Annotated in this window: 15 protein-coding genes and 1 pseudogene; 7 read left to right on the forward strand and 9 right to left on the reverse strand. The window is 72.8% G+C overall.

From position 1 onward, the window contains the following. Positions 1-43: 43 nt before the first annotated feature. Positions 44-829, reverse strand: coding sequence for a GNAT family N-acetyltransferase (locus tag ACIBL4_RS36720; protein WP_399416142.1), 786 nt, complete (start codon positions 827-829; stop codon positions 44-46). Between the two features lie 115 nt (positions 830-944). Between ACIBL4_RS36720 and ACIBL4_RS36725 the strand changes: the two genes are divergently transcribed. From ACIBL4_RS36725 to ACIBL4_RS36735, 3 genes are all read left to right on the forward strand, one after another. After that, on the forward strand, positions 945-1430 hold the full coding sequence (locus ACIBL4_RS36725) for a nucleoside deaminase (RefSeq protein ID WP_399416144.1): 486 nt from the start codon (positions 945-947) through the stop codon (positions 1428-1430). Positions 1431-1581: 151 nt separating this feature from the next. Continuing rightward, positions 1582-5886: an aminotransferase class I/II-fold pyridoxal phosphate-dependent enzyme gene (locus ACIBL4_RS36730; protein WP_399416145.1), complete on the forward strand. Its 4305-nt coding sequence runs from the start codon at positions 1582-1584 to the stop codon at positions 5884-5886. 6 nt (positions 5887-5892) lie between these two features. After that, entirely contained in the window at positions 5893-6627 is a 735-nt protein-coding gene (locus ACIBL4_RS36735) for a class I SAM-dependent methyltransferase (RefSeq protein WP_399416146.1), read from the forward strand. Between the two features lie 49 nt (positions 6628-6676). Here ACIBL4_RS36735 and ACIBL4_RS36740 read toward each other — a convergent pair whose 3' ends face one another. Next, complete coding sequence (locus ACIBL4_RS36740; RefSeq protein ID WP_399416147.1) at positions 6677-7354, reverse strand: chaplin; 678 nt, start codon at positions 7352-7354, stop codon at positions 6677-6679. A 273-nt stretch (positions 7355-7627) separates the two neighbouring features. Here ACIBL4_RS36740 and ACIBL4_RS36745 point away from each other — a divergent pair, with 273 nt between their 5' ends. Next, positions 7628-9199: an alpha/beta hydrolase gene (locus ACIBL4_RS36745; protein ID WP_399416148.1), complete on the forward strand. Its 1572-nt coding sequence runs from the start codon at positions 7628-7630 to the stop codon at positions 9197-9199. Positions 9200-9385: 186 nt separating this feature from the next. On the opposite strand, the pseudogene ACIBL4_RS36750 reads toward ACIBL4_RS36745, so the two are convergent. Both ACIBL4_RS36750 and ACIBL4_RS36755 read right to left on the reverse strand, forming a co-directional pair. Then, positions 9386-9856 (reverse strand): annotated as a pseudogene (locus ACIBL4_RS36750) (asparagine synthase-related protein); the annotation flags it as partial. After that, positions 9784-10338 (reverse strand): hypothetical protein, encoded by a 555-nt coding sequence (locus tag ACIBL4_RS36755; protein ID WP_399416149.1) that lies wholly within the window; start codon positions 10336-10338, stop codon positions 9784-9786. The gene ACIBL4_RS36755 and the pseudogene ACIBL4_RS36750, both read right to left, overlap by 73 nt. Before the next feature lie 284 nt (positions 10339-10622). On the opposite strand from ACIBL4_RS36755, the gene ACIBL4_RS36760 reads away from it, so the two are divergent. Next, on the forward strand, positions 10623-11744 hold the full coding sequence (locus tag ACIBL4_RS36760; protein WP_399416150.1) for a chemotaxis protein: 1122 nt from the start codon (positions 10623-10625) through the stop codon (positions 11742-11744). Between the two features lie 271 nt (positions 11745-12015). Beyond that, on the forward strand, positions 12016-13422 hold the full coding sequence (locus tag ACIBL4_RS36765; RefSeq protein WP_399416151.1) for a PP2C family protein-serine/threonine phosphatase: 1407 nt from the start codon (positions 12016-12018) through the stop codon (positions 13420-13422). A gap of 5 nt (positions 13423-13427) precedes the next feature. Here ACIBL4_RS36765 and ACIBL4_RS36770 read toward each other — a convergent pair whose 3' ends face one another. Then, positions 13428-14921: a hypothetical protein gene (locus ACIBL4_RS36770; protein ID WP_399416152.1), complete on the reverse strand. Its 1494-nt coding sequence runs from the start codon at positions 14919-14921 to the stop codon at positions 13428-13430. A 234-nt stretch (positions 14922-15155) separates the two neighbouring features. On the opposite strand from ACIBL4_RS36770, the gene ACIBL4_RS36775 reads away from it, so the two are divergent. Continuing rightward, a complete protein-coding gene (locus ACIBL4_RS36775; RefSeq protein ID WP_399416153.1) occupies positions 15156-16295 on the forward strand; it encodes an aminoglycoside phosphotransferase family protein in 1140 nt (379 codons plus the stop codon). A 72-nt stretch (positions 16296-16367) separates the two neighbouring features. On the opposite strand, the gene ACIBL4_RS36780 is transcribed toward ACIBL4_RS36775, so the two are convergent. The 4 genes from ACIBL4_RS36780 to ACIBL4_RS36795 form a co-directional block, all read right to left on the reverse strand. Further along, on the reverse strand, positions 16368-16865 hold the full coding sequence (locus ACIBL4_RS36780; RefSeq protein WP_399416154.1) for a hypothetical protein: 498 nt from the start codon (positions 16863-16865) through the stop codon (positions 16368-16370). A 270-nt stretch (positions 16866-17135) separates the two neighbouring features. Next, positions 17136-17735: a CGNR zinc finger domain-containing protein gene (locus ACIBL4_RS36785; protein WP_399416155.1), complete on the reverse strand. Its 600-nt coding sequence runs from the start codon at positions 17733-17735 to the stop codon at positions 17136-17138. 40 nt (positions 17736-17775) lie between these two features. Continuing rightward, entirely contained in the window at positions 17776-18678 is a 903-nt protein-coding gene (locus ACIBL4_RS36790; RefSeq protein WP_399416156.1) for a universal stress protein, read from the reverse strand. Positions 18679-18865: 187 nt separating this feature from the next. After that, positions 18866-19108, reverse strand: coding sequence for a DUF397 domain-containing protein (locus tag ACIBL4_RS36795; RefSeq protein WP_010033039.1), 243 nt, complete (start codon positions 19106-19108; stop codon positions 18866-18868). Positions 19109-19132 lie beyond the last annotated feature (24 nt).

Here is a 19132-nt window from a genome sequence, read left to right on the forward strand (position 1 = left end):
GGCGGGCGCGCATGTGACATCCGGGCCGGGACGGGGCGGCCGGCTACGGCGTGTACACGTACGGCGTCGTCGTGGTCAGCGGTGTGAAGCCCAGGCGTTCCAGGATCGGCCGGCTCTGCGGGGAGGCGTCGACCTGGAGGTAGCGGTAGCCGCGTGCCGCGGCGGCGTGGGCGCGGTGGGCCACGAGGGTGCGGTAGATGCCGCGGCCGCGCCAGCTCTCGACCGTGCCGCCGCCCCACAGGCCGGCGAACCGCGTGCCGGGCACGAGTTCCATACGGGCCGCGCTCACGGGCTCGTCACCGGCCATCGCCACGACGGCGACGACGGTGTCCGGGTCGGCCGAGAGCCGGGTGAGGAGCTGGTCGCGCAGCCAGGAGCTGTCCGCGCCGAACGCCTTCTCGTGGACGTCGGCCACCAGGCCCACGCCCCGCGGATCGGTGACCGGCTCGACGCGGATGCCCTGGGGAGGTTCGGCGTCGAGGGGGAGAGCCGCGATCTCGCCGATCATCAGCGTCTCCTCGGGTTCCGGCGTGAATCCGGCCGCGCGCAGCCGCTGCCCGAGGTCCGCCGGCCGGTCGTGCCCGTACAGCTTCCACTCGAATTCGAGGCCGAGCCCGGTGTAGTGGGCGATCTGCCCGGCGACGGCCGCGTCCGCCGCCGCCTCGTCGAGGGCGGACCACAGGACGCCGTTCCAGCCCTGTGCTGCGGCGACCTGGCGCACCACGTCGCCGGTCCGCTCGACGCGGGCCCCGGGGCCGTCCGGCGGCGCCCCCTCGCGCAGCTCACGGTCGAACAGGGCGAGCAGCGCGGTGTGATCCGTAGGAGTCATGGGCACACCCCAGCACGCGCCGGGCGGCCCGGCAACGCGTTTACCGGTGCGGCCGCCGCCCCCGGCGGCCTTACAGTCCCGTTGATCACACCGTCACCAGGAAGGGCCCGGCACCATGGTCGTGAGGGACACGGAACTGCCGTACCTGCGCCGCTGCGTGGAGCTCGCGGCCGAGGCGCTCGAAGCCGGGGACGAGCCGTTCGGTTCGGTCCTGGTCGGCGGGGACGGCACGGTCCTCGGCGAGGACCACAACCGCGTGGCCTCGGGCGATCGCACGCGGCATCCCGAATTCGAACTGGCCCGCTGGTCGGCGGCCCGGCTCACTCCCGAGGAGCGGGCGGCGGCCACGGTCTACACCTCCGGCGAACACTGCCCGATGTGTGCGGCCGCGCACGCCTGGGTCGGCCTGGGCCGCATCGTCTACGTCGCCTCGTCCGCACAACTCTCCTCCTGGCTGGGTGAGTTGGGCGCACCCGCGCCGCCGGTGCGGGCGCTCCCCGTCCAGGGGGTCGCACCGGGTGTGGTCGTGGACGGCCCGGTGCCCGAGCTGACGGATCGGGTGAGGGAGTTGCACGTGCGGTTCCACCGGGGACGCGGCTGAGGGACCCGGGCGGCCCCGGCCCGCCGGGCAGTTCCCCTCCGTCGGGGCCTTGCGGGGCCGGCCGCCCGAGATGCAGGGCCGCACGGGCGAACTTACGATCGAATTCAACAGACCGGGTCTACGCCTCGGTCTCCCCGACGGGGGGAGGCGCATGTCCTTGCTGTCAGCACGTCGGCTGATGGCCGCCCAGATCGCCCTCGTCACGGTTGTCACAATCGTGTACATGACCGTCCCGGCGGTGGCTCCCGCCCTGTGGGCCGTCATCGGGCTCGCCGGCGTCGTCGCCGTGGTGACCGGCATCCGTGTCCACCGGCCCGCCCATCAGTGGCCCTGGTGGTTCCTGGCCGGCGGACTGCTCACCTTCATCGCCGGCGACACGTACTACAACGTGATGGAGGAGTACTTCGACGCCTCCAACCCGTTCCCCTCCCCCGCCGACGCCTGCTACCTCGCCACCTATCCGCTCTTCGCCATCGGACTGTCGGGGCTCGTCCGGCACCGGTGGGCCGACCGCGACGTGCCGAGCCTGCTCGACGCGCTGATCATCACCGCGGGCCTCGCGCTGCCGGTGTGGGTGTACCTGGTGCAGCCGCTGACGGTGGTGCACGGGCTGACCTGGGAGCAGCGCGCCATCAGCATCGCCTATCCCCTCGGCGACGTCCTCGTGCTGGCCCTGCTGGCCCGGCTGCTGACCCCGAGTCCGCTAGACGGGCCCAACCGTGCCGTGCGGCTGCTGGTCGTGGGCACGGTGACACTGCTCGGCTTCGACATCGCGTACGGGATCCTGCAACTGAAGGACCTGTGGCAGACCGGCACCCTGCTGGACCTCGGCTGGATCGCCTTCTACACCGCCTGGGGCCTGGCCGCCCTGCATCCCTCGATGGTCGCGCTGACCGCGGCCGTGCCACAGCGGGAGTCCCTGCTGCCGCCACCGCGCCGGCTGGTCATGCTCGCCGTGGCCACGCTCATCGCGCCGGGAATCCTGCTGTACGAGGGGCTGAGCAAGCAGACGCGGGACGCCGCCGTGATCGCGGCCTTCTCGGGCGTGCTGTTCCTCCTGGTGATCGCGCGGCTGGCGGGGATGGTCGTGGCCCATCGCCATGCGGTGACACGGGAACTCGCGCTGCGCGGGGCCGCCGCCTCGCTGGTCTCGGCCTTCCGGCAGGAGGAGGTCGACCAGTCCTGCCGTACGGCGGTCGACCGGCTGATGGGGCCGGACGTACCGCACCGGACGCTGCTGCTGCCGACGGAACGCACGGGCGACCTCGGCGCACACGGCAGCCACCTGGTGAGCCCGGCCGCCCTCGAACCCGCCCTCGCCGCCGAACTGGACGGCCTGCCCTCCGTCCTGGCCTGCCCCATGACACAGCCCGACCGTCCGGCCGGGACCGCCCCCGGAGTCCTGCTGGTCGCCGCCCCCGAACAGCAGCTCACCGAGACCTGGGGCTCACTGGAGATCCTGGCGTCGCACGCGGGCCTGGCCATGGAACGGGTCACGCTGCGCCACGAGGTCATCCAGCGGGAGAACGAGGCGTACTTCCGCACCCTCGTCCGCAACGCCTCCGACGTCATCCTGATCCTCGAGGACGACGACAGGATCCGGTACGCCAGCCCGTCCGCGCTGTCCGTGTTCGGCACCGACGACCTCATCGGCGTCCCGCTGCCGGACCTGGTGGACCCCGGGGACCGGGAGCGGGCCGCCCGGGAGCTGACCGCCGTACGGGAAAGGGGGGCACGGCCCGGACACGACCACTGGTGGGTGCGGCGCCGGGACGGGCGGGTCGAGGTGGAGGTGCGGTGCAGCGACTTCCGGGACGAGCGGACCGTCTCCGGCCTGGTGGTGACGCTGCGGGACGTGACCGAGCAGCGGCGGCTGGAGCAGGAGCTGACGCAGCGGGCCTTCCACGACTCGCTGACCGGTCTGCCCAACCGGACGCTGCTGCTGGAGCGGATCGAGCGCGCCCTGCTGCGCGGCCGCCGGGAGTCGTCCCTGACCTGTCTGCTCTTCATCGACCTGGACGACTTCAAACTGGTCAACGACACGATGGGGCACCGGGCGGGCGACCATCTGCTGATCGCCGTCGGCAACCGGCTGGCCCGGACGCTGCGGCGCACCGACACCGCGGCCCGGCTGGGCGGGGACGAGTTCGCCGTGCTGATGGAGGGCGCCAAACAGCCGCTCGACGCCGAGCTGCTGGCGGCCCAGGTGATCCAGACGCTGGGCCGGCCGTTCGACCTGGCCGACGAGTCGGTGACGGTGTCCGCCAGCGTGGGCGTGGCCACCGCGCGCGACAGTACGGACGCGGAGGAGCTGCTGGGCCACGCCGACCTGGCGCTGTACGCGGCGAAGTCGGCGGGCAAGCGGCAGTGGCGCCGCTACCGGCCGCTGCTGCGCAGCCGCATGGTCGCGCGGCACGACCTCCAGTCCCAGCTGGCCCAGGCGGTCGCCGACAAGGCGTTCTCGCTGCGCTACCAGCCCGTCGTCGACATCACCGGCGGCGAGGTCGTCGGGTTCGAGGCCCTGGTCCGCTGGCCGGACGAGCTGCGGCCGTCCGTCGAGCCGGACCAGTTCATCAGTCTGGCCGAGGAGACCGGGCAGATCGGCCCGCTGGGCTCGTGGGTGCTTCAGAACGCGGTCAGCGACATCGCCGGCCTGCAACGGCTGCCGGGTCCCGCCCGTCCGCCGTACGTCAGCGTGAACGTCTCCGCGCGCCAGTTCCGCGACGCCGGCTTCGTCGAGCAGGTCGGCCAGGCGCTGAGCACACCCGGGCTGGAGCCCGGGTCCCTGCAGCTGGAACTGACGGAGACGGTGCTGCTGCACCGCGACGACCGCCTCCAGACGGTGCTGCACACGCTGAAGGAACTCGGGGTGCACATCGCGGTCGACGACTTCGGCACCGGCTTCTCCTCGCTGCGCTACCTGCGGGACTTCCCCATCGACGTGGTGAAGATCGACAAATCGTTCATCGACGACATCGCGCGCGACGCCCAGCAGGTCGTCCTGGTCGAGGGCATCGTGCGGATCGCCGACACCCTGGGCCTCCAGGTCATCGCGGAGGGCATCGAGAACACCGCGCAGCGGGACCTGCTGGCCGGGATGGGCTGCCGGTTCGGGCAGGGGTACCTCTTCGCCCGGCCCATGACGGTGGAGCAGAGCGCGCAGACGCTGCGGGAGCCGAGCACCCACCCCTTCGCGCCACCCCGGGCGCGGCGGCCGCGTCCCGACGCCGCCCGGGGACGCCGGGAGGCGCGCTGGGCGGATCTGGAGCATCTGCGCCGCACCAGCCCGATGAGCGACGCGGTCCTCGACGAGGTCCGCGGCCGGCACATCCGCAGCGGCGACCACTGGCTGATCGACTTCGCGTCCTGCAACTACCTGGGTTTCGACTGGGACCCGGAGATCATGGAGGCCGTCGATCCCGCGGTGCGCGCGTGGGGCACGCACCCCAGCTGGTCGCGGCTGCTGGGCAGTCCGCGGCTGTACCCCGACATCGAGGAGCGGCTCGCCGCGCTGCTGGGCGCGCCGGACACGCTGCTGCTGCCGACGCTGACGCTGGTGCACGCCTCGGTGATCCCGGCGCTGGCCGAGGACGGGCACGTCTTCGTGGATGCGACCGCGCACCGCACCGTCTACGACGGCTGCGTGGTGGCCCGCGCGCAGGGCGCGACCCTGCACCGCTACCACGCCGAGCGGCCCGACGAGCTGCGCGCCCTGCTGTCCCGGGTGCCGCCGGGCACGCCCCGGCTGGTGTGCCTGGACGGCGTCAACAGCATGAGCGGCAACATCCCCGACCTGCCCGCGCTGGTCGCGGTGTGCCGGGCCGAAGGGGCGACGCTGTACGTCGACGACGCGCACGGCTTCGGCGTGATCGGGGAACGCGGACCGGACGAGTCCTGCCCCTACGGCATGCGCGGCAACTGCGTGGTGCGGCACACCGGGGAGTCGTACGACGGGATCGTGCTCGTGGCCGGTTTCTCCAAGGCGTACTCGTCGCTGCTCGCGTTCCTGGCGCTGCCGCCGGAGCTCAAGAACCGCCTCAAGACCGCCGCGGCCCCCTATCTCTACTCGGGGCCGTCCCCGACGGCGTCGCTGGCCACCGCGCTGGCCGGGCTGGACGTCAACGAGCGGCGGGGCGACGCCATCCGCGCCGACCTGTACCGCAAGGCGGTCCGGGTGCTCGCTCACCTGGACGGCCTCGGGGTGAACACCCTCAACACAGACCGGCTGCCCATCGTGGAGGTTCCGCTGGCCAACCCCGCGGACCTGGACGCGGTCGCCGCGTACCTGTGGGAGGAGGGCATCTACGTGACGCTCGCCGCCTATCCGCTCGTGCCCCGCGACCGGGTCGGTTTCCGTGTCCAGATCACGGCGCTCAACTCGGACGACGACATCGACCGCCTGAACGGGACCCTGACGCGGCTGTCCGAGCGCTTCCCCCTGCGGCTGAAGGGCTAGAGGGCCATGACGACGCACAACGACGACGTGGACTGGGACCGCTGGCCGGTCGCCGACTACCTGCGCGAGAACTACCGCGAGGTGCATCCCGCGGACGCGGCGGTCATCGCGCACCACAGCGCCTTCTACCGCCGCTTCCGGCCCGGCGCCGTCGCCCGCTCGGTGGAGTTCGGGGCGGGGCCCAACCTCTACCCGCTGATCCTCGCGTCCGCCGCGAGCCGCAGGATCGACGCGGTGGAGGCGGGCGCGAGCAACGTCGCCTATCTCCGGGACCAGATCTGCCACCGCCTCGACGCGAGCTGGCTGCCCTTCCACGCGCTGTGCCGACGGCTCAACCCGGACGTGCCGGCGACGCTGGCCGGGGCGCTGGCGCATGTGAACGTCGTCCACGCCGACGTCCGGACCCTGCCGGCCGGCTCGTACGAGCTCGCCTCCATGCACTTCGTCGCCGAGGGTGCGACGGAGGACTTCGCCGAGTTCGCGGAGTTCTGCCGCACCTTCGTCCGCGCCGTCGAGCCGGGCGGCCATCTGGTCGCCGCTTTCATGGAGAACATGCCGACGTACCGCATCGGCCCGGCGTCCCGCTGGCCCGGCTGCCCGGTCGGTCCGGACACCGTGACCGCGGTCTTCACCCCGCTGACCCGGGACCTGGACGTCACCCACATCGACCCGGACCCGACCCTGCCGGACTACGGGGATTCCGGGATGGTGCTGCTGACGGGGGTGGCGGAGGCGGTGTGACGGCACCGCCTCCGTGACGGCTCCGGCAAGGCGCGGGCGAGCCGTCCCTTCAGCCGTCGGTCCCCGGGCGGAACCGCCGGCGCAGGACGACTCCCCCCAGCACCAGTGCCGCGCTCGCGGCGACGGCCTGGAGGGTGTGGCCCGTGCCCGTGTGGGCCAGGGCGCCGGCGGCATGGTGGGCCACGGCATGGGGAGCGGTGCGCGGGGCCGGTTCGGGGGCGGGGTGCGGCCGGGGCGGGGTGGGCGGCTCGGCGTCCGGCCCGGCGGGGTGGTGGGGGCGGACCGGGCGGTCGCCGGGGGCGTTCGAGGACTCGTTGCCGGTCGACGGGTTGCCGACGCCGACCACGTCCACGGTGTTGCCGGTGACGTTGACCGGCAGGTCGACGGGCAGCTGCACGCCGTTGCCGGAGACCACACCCGGGGAATCCTTTCCGCTGCCTTCCGCGAGCGCGCCGCCGGGCTCGCCGGGCCGGCCGGCCCGCCCGTCGTCCTTGTTCACACAGCTGTTGCCGGCGGCGGGGTTGAGGAGCCCCACCACGTTCACGGTGTTCCCGCACACGTTCACCGGGACGTGCACCGGCAGCTGGACGGTGTTTCCGGAGACCACACCGGGCGAACCGGCCGCCGAGCCCTCCGCCCCGGAACCGGCGTACGCGGGGACGGTCAGAGCCATCGCGCCCGAGGCGGCCGCGACGGCGATCACACCGTTTCGGGTAACCCGTTTCATAGGTTCCCTGCCTTCCAGACATCGTCGCGGGCACTCACCCGCACGAGATAAAACGCGGACGGCCCATCCGAGTTATGGCTTATCGGCCTTTCACTCCATCGAGCGGCCCGGTTGTCGAACTAGCGGTAAAGCCCTTCGTATGCGCGACGCGGCCGCGCAGGATAAGGCACTCCTCCCCCGCCCGCTCGTCCGGAGGCGAGGCTTCCGGTGCGCGCTTATGGTGAGCGAGGGCGCCGGTCCCCGGTCCGCTGTGGGCGCCCTCTGGAGGCATCGATGCTGGCCAAGCTGTCCACGCGCTCCTCGGTGAGGCGTTGCGCGGTTCCGTGTGCGGCCGGGCTGGCCCTGCTGGGTGCGGGGCTGCCGACCGCGGACGACCCCGCGCCCGGCCTGACGCGCTTCTACGACCAGAAGGTCAAGTGGTCGGCGTGCGAGGGCGAGGACATGCCGAAGGACCTCCAGTGCGGCAAGGTCACCGTCCCCCTCGACTACGCCCGGCCCGGGAAAGGCACCCTCGATCTCGCCCTGGCCCGCTACCGGGCCACGGGAAAGTCCCGGGGCTCGCTGCTGCTGAACTTCGGCGGCCCGGGGGGTCAGGGCGTGGGCCAGCTCGCCATGGCCGGCAAGGACTTCATGGGCCTGACGAACGGCTACGACGTGGTCGGCTTCGACCCCCGGGGCGTCGGCCGCTCCTCGCCGGTCAGCTGCGGCAACGCCCCGGACGACCCGCTGGACGCGACGGACGGCGACGCGGCCGTGGCCGACCCGCAGGCCGTACTCGGCAAGCTGCGCGACGCGGCGGCCGAGTGCACCGAGCACTCGGGTCCCGTCCTGCGCCACATCGGCACGGTGAACGCCGCCCGCGACCTGGACGTCATACGCGACGCGCTCGGCGACGGCAAGCTCAACTACCTGGGCTTCTCCTACGGCAGCCGACTCGGCGCGGTGTACGCGGCCCAGTTCCCCCGCAAGGTCGGCAGGATGGTGCTGGACGGCGTCGACACCCTCACGGAGCCGCTGGCCGAGCAGGGTGTGGTGAGCGCACAGGGGCAGCAGACCGCGCTGGAGAACTTCCTCGCCTGGTGCACCGAGGACATCGCCTGCCCGTTCGGGCAGAACCCGCGGGAGGCCAGGGAGCACGTGGTCGAGGTGGTCGAGTCGCTCGACCGGGACCCGGTGCCGACCGACTTCGGTGAGGCGTTCTCCGGCCAGGACTTCGCGGGCGCCCTCGCGCAGGGGCTGTTCAGCAGGGAGCTGTGGCCCTCGTTGCAGCGGGCCGTCGCGCAACTGCTCGAGGACGGCGACACCAGCCGCCTGGAGGCCTTCGCGTCCGGGGGCGTCGCCCACCCGCCGTGGCGGGCGGCGCACGCCGGGCTCACCGACCCACAGGACGTGCCCCTGGACAACCTGCCGGCGGCGCTCATGGCGGTGAACTGCGCGGACGATCCCGACCGCCCCGCCGCCGAGCAGGTCGGCAGGGACCTCGGCCGGCTGCGCGCCCGGTACGAGCGGGCGTCGCCGGTCTTCGGCCGGTACCGGCTCACCCAGGTGCTGATGTGCTATGGCCGCCCCAAGGGCACCGACTTCATCCGTGACGAGGTCAAGGACCTCGACACCCCGAAGATGCTGCTCGTCGGCACCCGAGGCGACCCCGCCACGCCGTACCGCTGGACGGTCGAGACGGCCGAACGGCTCGGGTCGTCGGCCGTGGTGCTCGACAACCGGGGCGAGGGCCACACCGGCTACGGCTCCTCCAAGTGCGTGCACCGCAAGGTCGACGCGTTCCTGCTGTACGGCACGCTCCCGCCGGACGGCAGCTCCTGCGGCTCCGACCACGACACCGAGTGAGCCGGTGCGGCCACGGGTCCTCCGGTCAGCCGAGTGAGACCTCGGGTGCGTACAGGTCCAGCCACATCGCCAGGTCGAGGGCCCGCTCCAGGCCCCGGCCCGGCCGCTCACGGGCGTGTCGGGGTGCGCGGCCTGCCGCAGCCGCTCGGGGTCGACGAGGCCGAAGACCGGGTGGTCCGGCCGTGCCAGGAGGTCCTCCGCCTGGTTCCGCAGGGCCACCGCGTACTTCGGGTCCTGCGTGGACGGGTAGGGGCTCTTGACCCGGTCGTACACGGACCGGGGGGTCAGGTCCTCGGTCGCCTCCCTGAGCAGGCTCTTCTCCCTGCCGTCGAAGGACTTCAGCGCCCAGGGCGCGTTGTAGACGTACTCGACGAGCCGGTGGTCGCAGAACGGCACCCGGACCTCCAGGCCGACGGCCATGCCGTCGCGGTCCTTGCGGTCGAGCAGGTCCGGACGAACCGGGTCAGGTGCAGGTGGCTGATCCGCCGCATCCGGAACTCGAAGTCGCTCTCGCCGTCGAGGCGCTGCACCCCGGCGACGGCGGAACGGTAGCTGTCGGCGACGTACGTCTCCAGGTCCTGCCGTCATGGCGGAGGAGTCGAGACCGCCGGAGAGCAGGGTGCAACGGGGCACGTCGGCGACGAGCTGGCGGCGCACGATGTCGTCGAGGAGCGAGCGGACGGTGGCGACGGTGGTGTCGCGGTCGTCGTGTGGAGCCGGGTCCGCGGCTCCCAGTAGACGCGGTGGCGCACGCCGGTGCGGTCGGAGCCGAACAGGACGCCGTCCGGCGTGGGGTGGTAATAGAGGGGCTTGATGCCCATGCGGTCGCGGATCAGCAGGAGCCGGTCGGTGCGGCCGTCCCAGACGGCGAAGGCGTACATGCCGTTCAGGCGCTCGGCGACGGCGTCGCCCCATTCGAGGTAGCCGCGCAGGACGACCTCGGTGTCGGAGTCGGTGGTGAAGCGGTGGCCGCGGGCGGTGAGCTCGCCGCGCAGTTCGCCGAAGTGGTAGGCCTCGCCGGAGTAGACCAGGGCGCGGTGCCGTGCGGGGTGGCGGCGGTCATGGGCTGACGGCCGCCCGGGCAGGTCGATGATCGCGAGCCTGCGGTGTCCGAGGCGGGCGGGTCCCTCGGCGCACATACGCGTAGCTCCCGCAAATTAATTGTGTTGACCATCTAGATTTCGACTGCGTGACAGCGACCGGCGCGTGGCCAACTCGCCCGTAACATGAGCGCGGCCCGCGCCCCCACTTTCGACCGGGCTTTGCATGCGCAATATCCGGTGACCCGCTCCCTGTCGGGGCGACCTCCGTCGAGAAACTGCCAGCGGCAAAAACTTCCCCAACTTCCGGGCCGCTGCGCCTCGGCAGGTGGGTGCCGATTGCCCCGAATGCCCCCATGGCCGATCCGCTCTATCGTTCTGTCATGGAGCACGTTCTGAGTCCCGCGACCCTTGCCGAACTGCGGCGCCCGCGCCCCTACCCCGCGGTCTCCGTGCTGACGCCGACCCACCGGCGCGATCCCTACAAGACCCAGGACCAGGTCCGGCTGCGCAACGCGGTGGCCGAGGCCAAGCGGCAGTTGGAGGCCGATCCGGCGGTCAGCCGCGAGCGGCGGGCCGAGGTCTCCCGCCACCTCGACCAGGCCCTGTCCGAGGTCGATCTGACGCACGCCGAGGACGGTCTGGCGATCTTCGCCGCCTCCGGTGAGCACCACGTGTGGTCGCTCGCCCGGTCCGTCCCCGAACGCGTGGTGCTCTCGGACACCTTCCTCACCCGCAACCTCGTCTCCGCACACACGGCGGAGCGGCCGTTCTGGGTGCTGTCGCTCTCCGCGGACCGCGCGACCCTGTGGAACGGCGGCACCGACCGCGTCGTCGAACAACGCTCCGACGGCTTCCCGCTGACCCGCCGCGTGGAGAACTTCGACCCGGAACGGCAGGAGCGGATCGGCGACCTGCCGAGCGCCTTCCGGGAGGAGCGCACCCGCCAGTTCCTGCGCGAGATCGACACCGCGATGAGCACCGTCCTGCGCGAGCACCCGCGGCCGCTGTACGTCACCGGCCCGCCGGCCGCACTCGCCCTGCTGGACGAGGTCGGCAGCGCCACCAAGGGCGCGGTGCACGTCCCGCACGGCGGTCTCGCGCACGGGACGCCCGAGTCGGTGTGGCAGGCCATCCGGCCGGTGATCGCGGCGGAGGCCCGAAGGGACACGGACGCCGTGACCCGCGCCCTCGAAACGGCCCGCGGACGACGGGAGTTCGCCGCCGGCGTCGACGAGCTCTGGCAGAGCGCCCGGGACGGGCGCGTCCGGCTGCTGGCCGTCGAGGAGAACTACCGCGTGACGGTCAGCGAGGCCGGGGACCATCTGATCCTCGCCGAGAGCGCCGGGCTCGATTCCCGCGAGTCCCGCGAGTCCCGCGAGTCCCGTGAAGACATCGTGGACGAGATCGTCGAGCAGTGCCTGGAGACCGGAGCCGACGTCCGCTTCGTCCCGGACGGCGCACTCGGCGAGGCGGAGGGCATCGCCGGAGTCCTGCGGTACTGAAGCCCTCGAACACGGGGCCGTCGAACACGTGCGGCAACCGGGTGGCGCCTTTCCGACGGACCGTCAAACTCCCTGTGTAATCTACGACTTGATCCCCCGGAGGGCCTGCTCCGCGCCTACCTCGGAGTAACTCCGTGAGACTGCGGCATATGCCAGAAGCACCACCGTATCGTGTGTTGCCAAATCCCTTACAGGGCGTCGCGGGCTGTGCCACAGTCGTAACGGTCCCTCCGTCCGCCTTGGCCGTACCGTCCCCGCATCGGAGTGCGTCATGCCGTCCCACCTCTCCGCGGACCGTCCAGCCGCCCAGCCGCCCGGACGCGGCTCGGTCGACGCGCTGATCTCGCAGACGCGGCGGCTCAAGGGCGACGTGGACGCCGTGCGGCGCGACGTCGAGCGGGCGGAATCGGACCACCCCCGGGGACGCTGGCAGCGCGCCCTGTACGACCTGGCCCTGCACCAGCTCAACGACCTCGACGAGCACCTGGCCCAGCTGCGGGACGGGCCCCTGCCCACAGCGCCCCCGGAACCCGCCGCGCCCGCGCCCGGCTCACTGCTCAGCCGGGTCGGCAGCGCCGAGTGGAACCTGCTGACGGACGAGGCCAGTTGGTCCGGGGAGCTCTACCAGATCCTGGGCCGCGACCCCGCCGCTCCCCCGCTCACCCTCGACGAGCTGCCGTCCCTGGTGCTCGACGAGGACCGGCCGAAGCTGACGGCGATGGTCACGAACTGCCTCGTCGACGCCCGGCCCATCGACGGCGAGTTCCGCATCGCACGCCAGGGCGGCGACGTCCGGACCGTGCACATGATGGGCGAACCGGTGCTCGACACCGACGGCAGCACCGCCTCGATGTGGGCCGTACTGCGGGACGTGAGTGAACTGCGCCGCAGCCAGCGGGTGGTGAGCGAGACCCGTGACTCGCTCCCCGACCGGCAGCAGGAGGCGCGCACCGAGCACCGGCTCGCGGTCGAGTTGCAGGAGGCCGTGCTGCCGCCGTGGCTCGGCTCCCTGCGGCTCCCGCACCAGGGTCCCAGGACCCTCGACCTCGCAGCCCGGCGCCTGTCGGCGTCCACGCACACGCTGATCGGCGGTGACTGGTACGACGCGCTCGAACTGTCCGACGGCGAGACGCTGCTCAGCGTCGGCGACCTCACCGGACACGGCGTCGGCGTCACGTCGAACATGACGATGCTGCTCGGCGCCGTCCGCGGCATGGCGATGGCCGGCGCCCCGCCGGGCCGGCTGATGGCCTGGCTGAACCAGTTACTCGACGCCACCGTGCAACCCGCCCTCGGCAGCGCCGTCTGCTGCCGCTACCGCCCCGAAACCCGCACCCTGGCGTGGGCGCAGGCCGGGCACCCCGCCCCGCTGCTGTTCCGCGACGGGACGGGGCGTGTGCTGAACGCACCGGACGGCGTCCTGCTCGGCGCCACCTCGGGCGCTGTCTACGGGCAGGCCGAAGAGACCCTCGAGGTGGGCGATCTGCTGCTCCTGCACACCGACGGGCTGGTGCCCGGGCACACCGGGACGGCGGCCGCGAACCTCCTCCTCGATCTGGCGCCGCGTCTGACCGGAACCGCCACCGCGCAGGACTGCCTGCGGACGGTGGTCCAGGAGTTCGGCGAGGGCGAGCGCGCGGACAACGCCTGCGTGCTCGTCGCCAAGGTCACGGCATAGGAAACTCAGGCCTGTGCGTTGCTTCCTCCCCTGCCCTTCGGCTTCGGCAGGGCGAGCTTGATCTCCTCCCGCAGCTCCTGGATCTTCGGGTAGCCGGAGTACTGGGCGGTGAGCCGGTACATCTGGCGCAGCCGGTCCCAGGTGCGGTGGGAGGAGTTGGAGCCCATCGACACCAGGGCCAGTCGCGCGTACCGGTCCGCCTGTTCGGGATCGTCCGCGATGAAGCACGCCGAAGCCATCGACAGGTAGTCGAAGATCTTCGACCGCTGCCGCCCGTCGATCCGCAGGGCGAGGGCCCTCTCCGCGTAGTACTGCGCGTGCACGGCCGCGTCCGGCTCGAACTCCGCCAGCGTGCGGTAGGACAGGGCCTGCATGCCGTACAAGTCGGCCTCGTCGAACAGCTGCATCCAGCTCGGTGCCGGGACGTCGGCCTTGTCGGAGACGAAGAGGTCCTCCGCCTGCCCCAGGGTGCGTCGCATCGCCTGGCCCTTGCCCATGGAGGCCTGCGCCCAGGCCTCGACGGTGCACAGCATGGCCCGGGTGCGCGGCAGCACCTCCTCGCCGGAGCCGGACTGGGCCAGCTTCATGAGGTCCAGGGCGTCGTCCGGCTTGCCCAGGTGGACCATCTGGCGGGCCGCGCGGGAGAGTGCCTCCCCCGCGCGGGGCCGGTCCCCGCCCTCTCTGGCCGCGTGCGCGGCGATGACGAAGTACTTCTGGGCCGTGGGCTCCAGGCCGACGTCGTGCGACATCCAGCCCGCGAGGACGGCCAGGTTGGCGGCGACGCCCCACAGGCGCCGCTGGAGATGGGGTGGGTGACGGTAGGCGAGCATGCCGCCCACCTCGTTGAGCTGGCCCACCACGGCCTTGCGCTGGAGCCCGCCGCCGCGGGCCGCGTCCCAGGCGCGGAACACCTCGACCGAGCGCTCCAGTTCCTCGATCTCCTGCGACCCGATGGGGGCGGCCTCGTAGCGGTCGAACCCAGCGGGGTCGGCGTGCAGGGGATGGTCGAGGTCGGGAGCGTCGGCAGCCAGGGCCGGGTCGGTGTGCAGCCAGTCGTACATGGCGCTGCTGAGTGCGGATCCCGCGGCGAGCGCGGCGCCCGCGCCCACCAAGCCGCGTCGGTTGAGCATGAGGTCCATTCCCGTGAATTCGGTGAGGACCGCGGCGGTCCGCTCGGGCGCCCACGGCACTCCGTCGGGAGACTCCGCACTCCCGCCGCCCTGCCGCTTCCCCGCACGCCCGTGCCGGACCAGACCGAGGTCCTCGATGGTCACGACACGGCCGAGACGCTCGGTGAACAGAGCCGCCAGCACCCGCGGCACCGGATCGCGCGGGATCTCTCCCATGTCGATCCACCGCCGCACCCGGGAGGTGTCGGTCGCCAGCTGGGGGTGGCCCATGGCCGCCGCCTTCCGGTTGACCAGCCTCGCGAGTTCGCCCTTGGACCAGCCGGCCAGGCCGAACAGGTCCGCGAGCCGGGTGTTGGGTTGTCCGCTCACGTCAAGCCCCCAGGTTCTCGGCTGAGTTGACAGTAGCCCGGGGAGACTTGCCGGGCGACTATTCGCCAGGGTTCGCCAGGGTGCGCCAGATGGTGTGCCACTGGTCATCGGGTGTCAGGTAGGAACGCGCCACCCCGACCCGGTCGCCGCAGGGACATTCCCCAGGGTGCTCCCGGGAGCCCGGGCCGGGTGGTGCACTGTCGTCGCAGGCACACGAAGGGATCTGTTTCGCCCATGTACGCAGCATCGTCCTCCGTGTCCGCCCCGCCCCGGTCGCTGCACCCCCGTCCCACGGACAGCGGCCCCTACCTCGCCCCCGCGCGGCCGGCGGCCCCTGTGCTCGGTGCGGGCAGGGCACGGCGCGGCGCGGTCCTCGGTTCCCAACCGCTCAGCGGGAGACTCGACTTGTCCGGCCCCCAGGGCGCGCAGCTGCGCACGGCGATCGCGTCCGTGCACCGCATCTGCCCGGAGTTCGCCCCGGTGCAGGTCCTGCGCCGCACCGGGCGGTCCGTGCTCCTGGTCGGCACGACCGGTCGCAGCTCGGCCGTCGCCAAGTGTTTACTGGACCACTCCCCCGCCTGGTCCGAGCGGATCCGCCACGAGATAGCGGCGTACCGCTCGTTCGTCCGGCACCGCCCTCCGGTGCGGGTGCCGAGACTGATCGCGGCGGACCCGGACAACTGCACACTGGTGATCGAGCGGATGCCGGGGCGGGTGGCCGCGCTCCAGCGGCACCCGGCCGAGGCGCCACCGCGGGCGGACATCAGGGCGGCACTCGGCGCGATCTGCCGGCTCAACGCCTGGCGGCCGCCGGCGGGCACGTTCGACGCCCCGCTGGACTACGCGGCCCGGATCTCGCGGTACCACGAGCTGGGCCTGCTCACCGACCGGGACCTGGGTGATCTCCAGAAGCTGCTGCACGGCATCGCGCAGGCGGCCGGGCGGCAGGGCATGGGCCAGTTCTGCCACGGCGACGCACTGTTGTCGAACATCCTCCTGTCACCGGCCGGTCCAGTGCTGGTGGACTGGGAGCACGCGGGCTGGTATCTGCCGGGGTACGACCTGGCGACGCTGTGGTCGGTGCTCGGGGACGCACCGGTCGCGCGTCGGCAGATCAGCCAGATCGCCCAGTCGGCGGGCCCGGCGTCCAGGGACGCCTTCCTGGTGAACCTGATGCTGGTGCTGACCCGGGAGATCCGTACGTACGAGACGGCCGTGCAGCGTTCCATGCACGACACGACCCCGGCGGCACCGGGTCCGGCCCACCCTGGTGCTGCGCCGTCCGGCGAGGAGCAGCGGCTGCTGCTGCGGCGGCTGCACGACGACTGCCAGATGGCCCGGCGGGCCGTGCGCGCGGCGGTCGGCACTCGCTGACGGGGACAAAGAGGCCGCTGTGTGCCTGGCCAGGCACACAGCGGCCCTTTCGTGTGCGGACTGCCGCCGGGTTCAGCCCTGCTGGAAGAGCTCCGCGGGCAGCGGTTTGAGGAGGGTGTACAGGTCGTCCGTGATGGGGCGGTCCCAGGCGGCGATGGTCACCAGGACGTTGTCGCTGCGGTCGAACTGCACGCAGGAGATACGGCCCTCGGAGAGCTTGACGCGGCGCACGATCAGGAGGTTGTCGCCCTGCATCACCGGCACGTCCTCGGTGCCGACGACGGTGACCTCCTCGTCGTTCTCCAGCGCCAGCAGCAGCTGCGCCACCTCGAAGGGAACCTGTCCCTCGGGGACCTCGCGGGCCGGGGAGCCCTCCGGCAGGTTGCCGATGATCATGGCGGGGCCGCGGCCGCCGAACAGGTCGTAACGCAGGAAGACGCCCTGGCAGGTGCCGTCGGGGGCGGGCAGCAGTCCCGCACCGAGGTTGCCGGGCCAGTCGCCCGGGTCCATGGCCAGTACGTCGAAGTCGGGCCCGGCGGGCGTGGCGCTGCGGCGGCGGAGGAACGACATGCCGCCATGGTACGTGGCCCGGCCTGCGAAGTGCCGCCCGGGCGACGACCCGATCGGGCCTCGAGGGTGTCCGCGAAGTCCCGTCGTCCGCCCGGAGGGCGGGCCCCGCGGCGTTCGGTGTGTGCTCTGGGGGTCCCCCGGCCGAAGGCTGGGGAGTGCCGGGCGGACGCCCGCGTACCGGTTGTACGCGGGTGTTCGCCCGTTGCGGCGAGAGGGCGTGCCGGGCGTCGCGGGGCAGGCGGGACTTTGCGGACACCCCCGAGGGTGGTCTCAGGCCGTCGTCCGGTGGCGTCGGTGGTGGCGGGCCACGCGGGCGCGGTTGCCGCAGGACGGTGTGCACCACTCCTGGCGCGGGTGGTCCTTGAGGAAGTACCGCACGCAGCGGGGTGCGTGGCAGGCCCGCAGCCGGTCGCGGTCGGGGCTCGCGAGGAACGCGATCACGGCGTGCGCGAGGGCGGCCGTCAGGTCGTCGCCGCCGTGTACGGGCTGGTGACGGACGTCGGGTGCGGTCCCCTCGGGCCAGTCCAGGACGGGCACGGTGGGGGTGCGGGCGGCGGCTGCGTTGAGGCGCCGTACGGCTTCGGGTACGTGCAGGAGGCGGGCCGCGTCTGCGGGGCTCGGTTCGCCGGGGCGCACGGCGTGGGCGAAGAGGGCGCGGACGGCGGCCCGCAGGTCCCGGACGGCGGTGAGCCGAGCGGCGTCGGCGGTGAGACGGCCGGCGTCCGGCAGGGCCTCGGGGTGTGCCCGGAGCCAGGCGGTCAGGCCTGCCGGGTCGGTCAGGTCGTCGGCGACACCGCCGTTGCCGTCGTGCCGGACGGTGAGGGCCAGGTCCAGGGCGAGCCGGGCGTCCCTGCTGATCGGTTCCCGCATGGACCTAATGATAGGCCTGCCCGTATCCATTACCTCGGGGTCAGTCCTCCGGTGGGGCCGGCGGGACGACCGCGACGGGGCTCGCTGCGTGCAGCAGGACGGCGTGGGTGACGGAGCCCATCATGCGTGCGGGTGCCAGCAGGTGCCGCCGGTGGCGGCCGACGACGACGAGGTCGGCGCCCGGGGAGGCCGCCACGAGGTGTCCGGCGGCGTCGCCCGCCGCCGGGACCGTCTCGGCCCGGACGTCGGGGTGCCGTTCGCGGTACGGGGCGAGGAAGCCCTCGGCGAGGACCCGGGTCTCGTCCTCGATGACGTCCTGGTCGACGATCGGCGGGGGCAGTTCGCCGGGTGTCATCCAGGGCTGCGCGGGCCACGGGTAGGCGGCGACCGCCTGGAGCCGGGCGCCGCGCCGGGCGGCCTCGGCGAAGGCGAACTCGAGTGTGGCCTCGTCGGGGCCGTCCACCTTCAGGCCCACGACCACGCGCGGGCCGGGACCGGACGGCGCCTCGCCGGGGACGTCGCGTCCGGGCCGGGGCACCACCACGACGGGGCACTCGGCGTCGCGGGCGGCGGCCATGCCGTTGGAGCCGAGCAGCAGGCTGGCGAAGCCGCCGCGGCCCCGGGAGCCGAGGACCAGCAGCTGGGCGGAGGAGCCGAGTTCGGGCAGGACGGCACCGGGCGCGCCCTCGAGGCCGAGGTACTCCGTGTCCGGCCGGGCGGAGAGGCTCTCCACATGTTCGCGGACCCGGTCGAGCACCGGGTCGGCCCGCGGGTCCGGTGGTCCGGCGGCGAGCACTTCGGGCTGCACCCAGTGGGCGTACTGGCGTACGTGCACCACACGCAGGGGTGCCGACCGGCGGCGGGCGGCGTCGAGGGCCCAGTCCAGGGCGCGCAGGCTGCCGTCCGAACCGTCGACCGCCGCGATGACCGGCAGGGTGCTCATGGGTTCCTCGCCTTCCGGGATACGACCGTGCCTCGAGGGGCCAGCCTGGCTCAGGCGCGGGCCCGGGGAGGACGTCTCAGGTCGCGTGTCCGGAAATGCGGGCGGAACACCCCCGGATCGGCCGTGGGGTCACGGCCGGTCCGGGACGGTTCGCGGAATGCCGCGGTCGAGGTCGCGCGGCGTCGCGTCAGGTGAGGTCGAACTCCCCTTCCCGCGCTCCCGACACGAACGCGCCCCACTCGGCGGGCGTGAAGATCAGGGAGGGGCTCTCCGGGCGGGCGCTGTTCCGCATGGCGATGAAGCCCTCGACGAAGGCGATCTGGACATCCCCCCGCCCCCGGCTGCTGGACTGCCACTGTGCGTTGGTGAGGTCCAGCTCCGGCTTGTCCCAGCCCGTGAGCGGGCGCTGCTGGGTGGTGGTCTCGGCCACGTCCGTGCTCCTCCCGGTTCGTCG

This window comes from Streptomyces sp. NPDC050416 (assembly GCF_044458845.1).
Classification (GTDB): domain Bacteria; phylum Actinomycetota; class Actinomycetes; order Streptomycetales; family Streptomycetaceae; genus Streptomyces.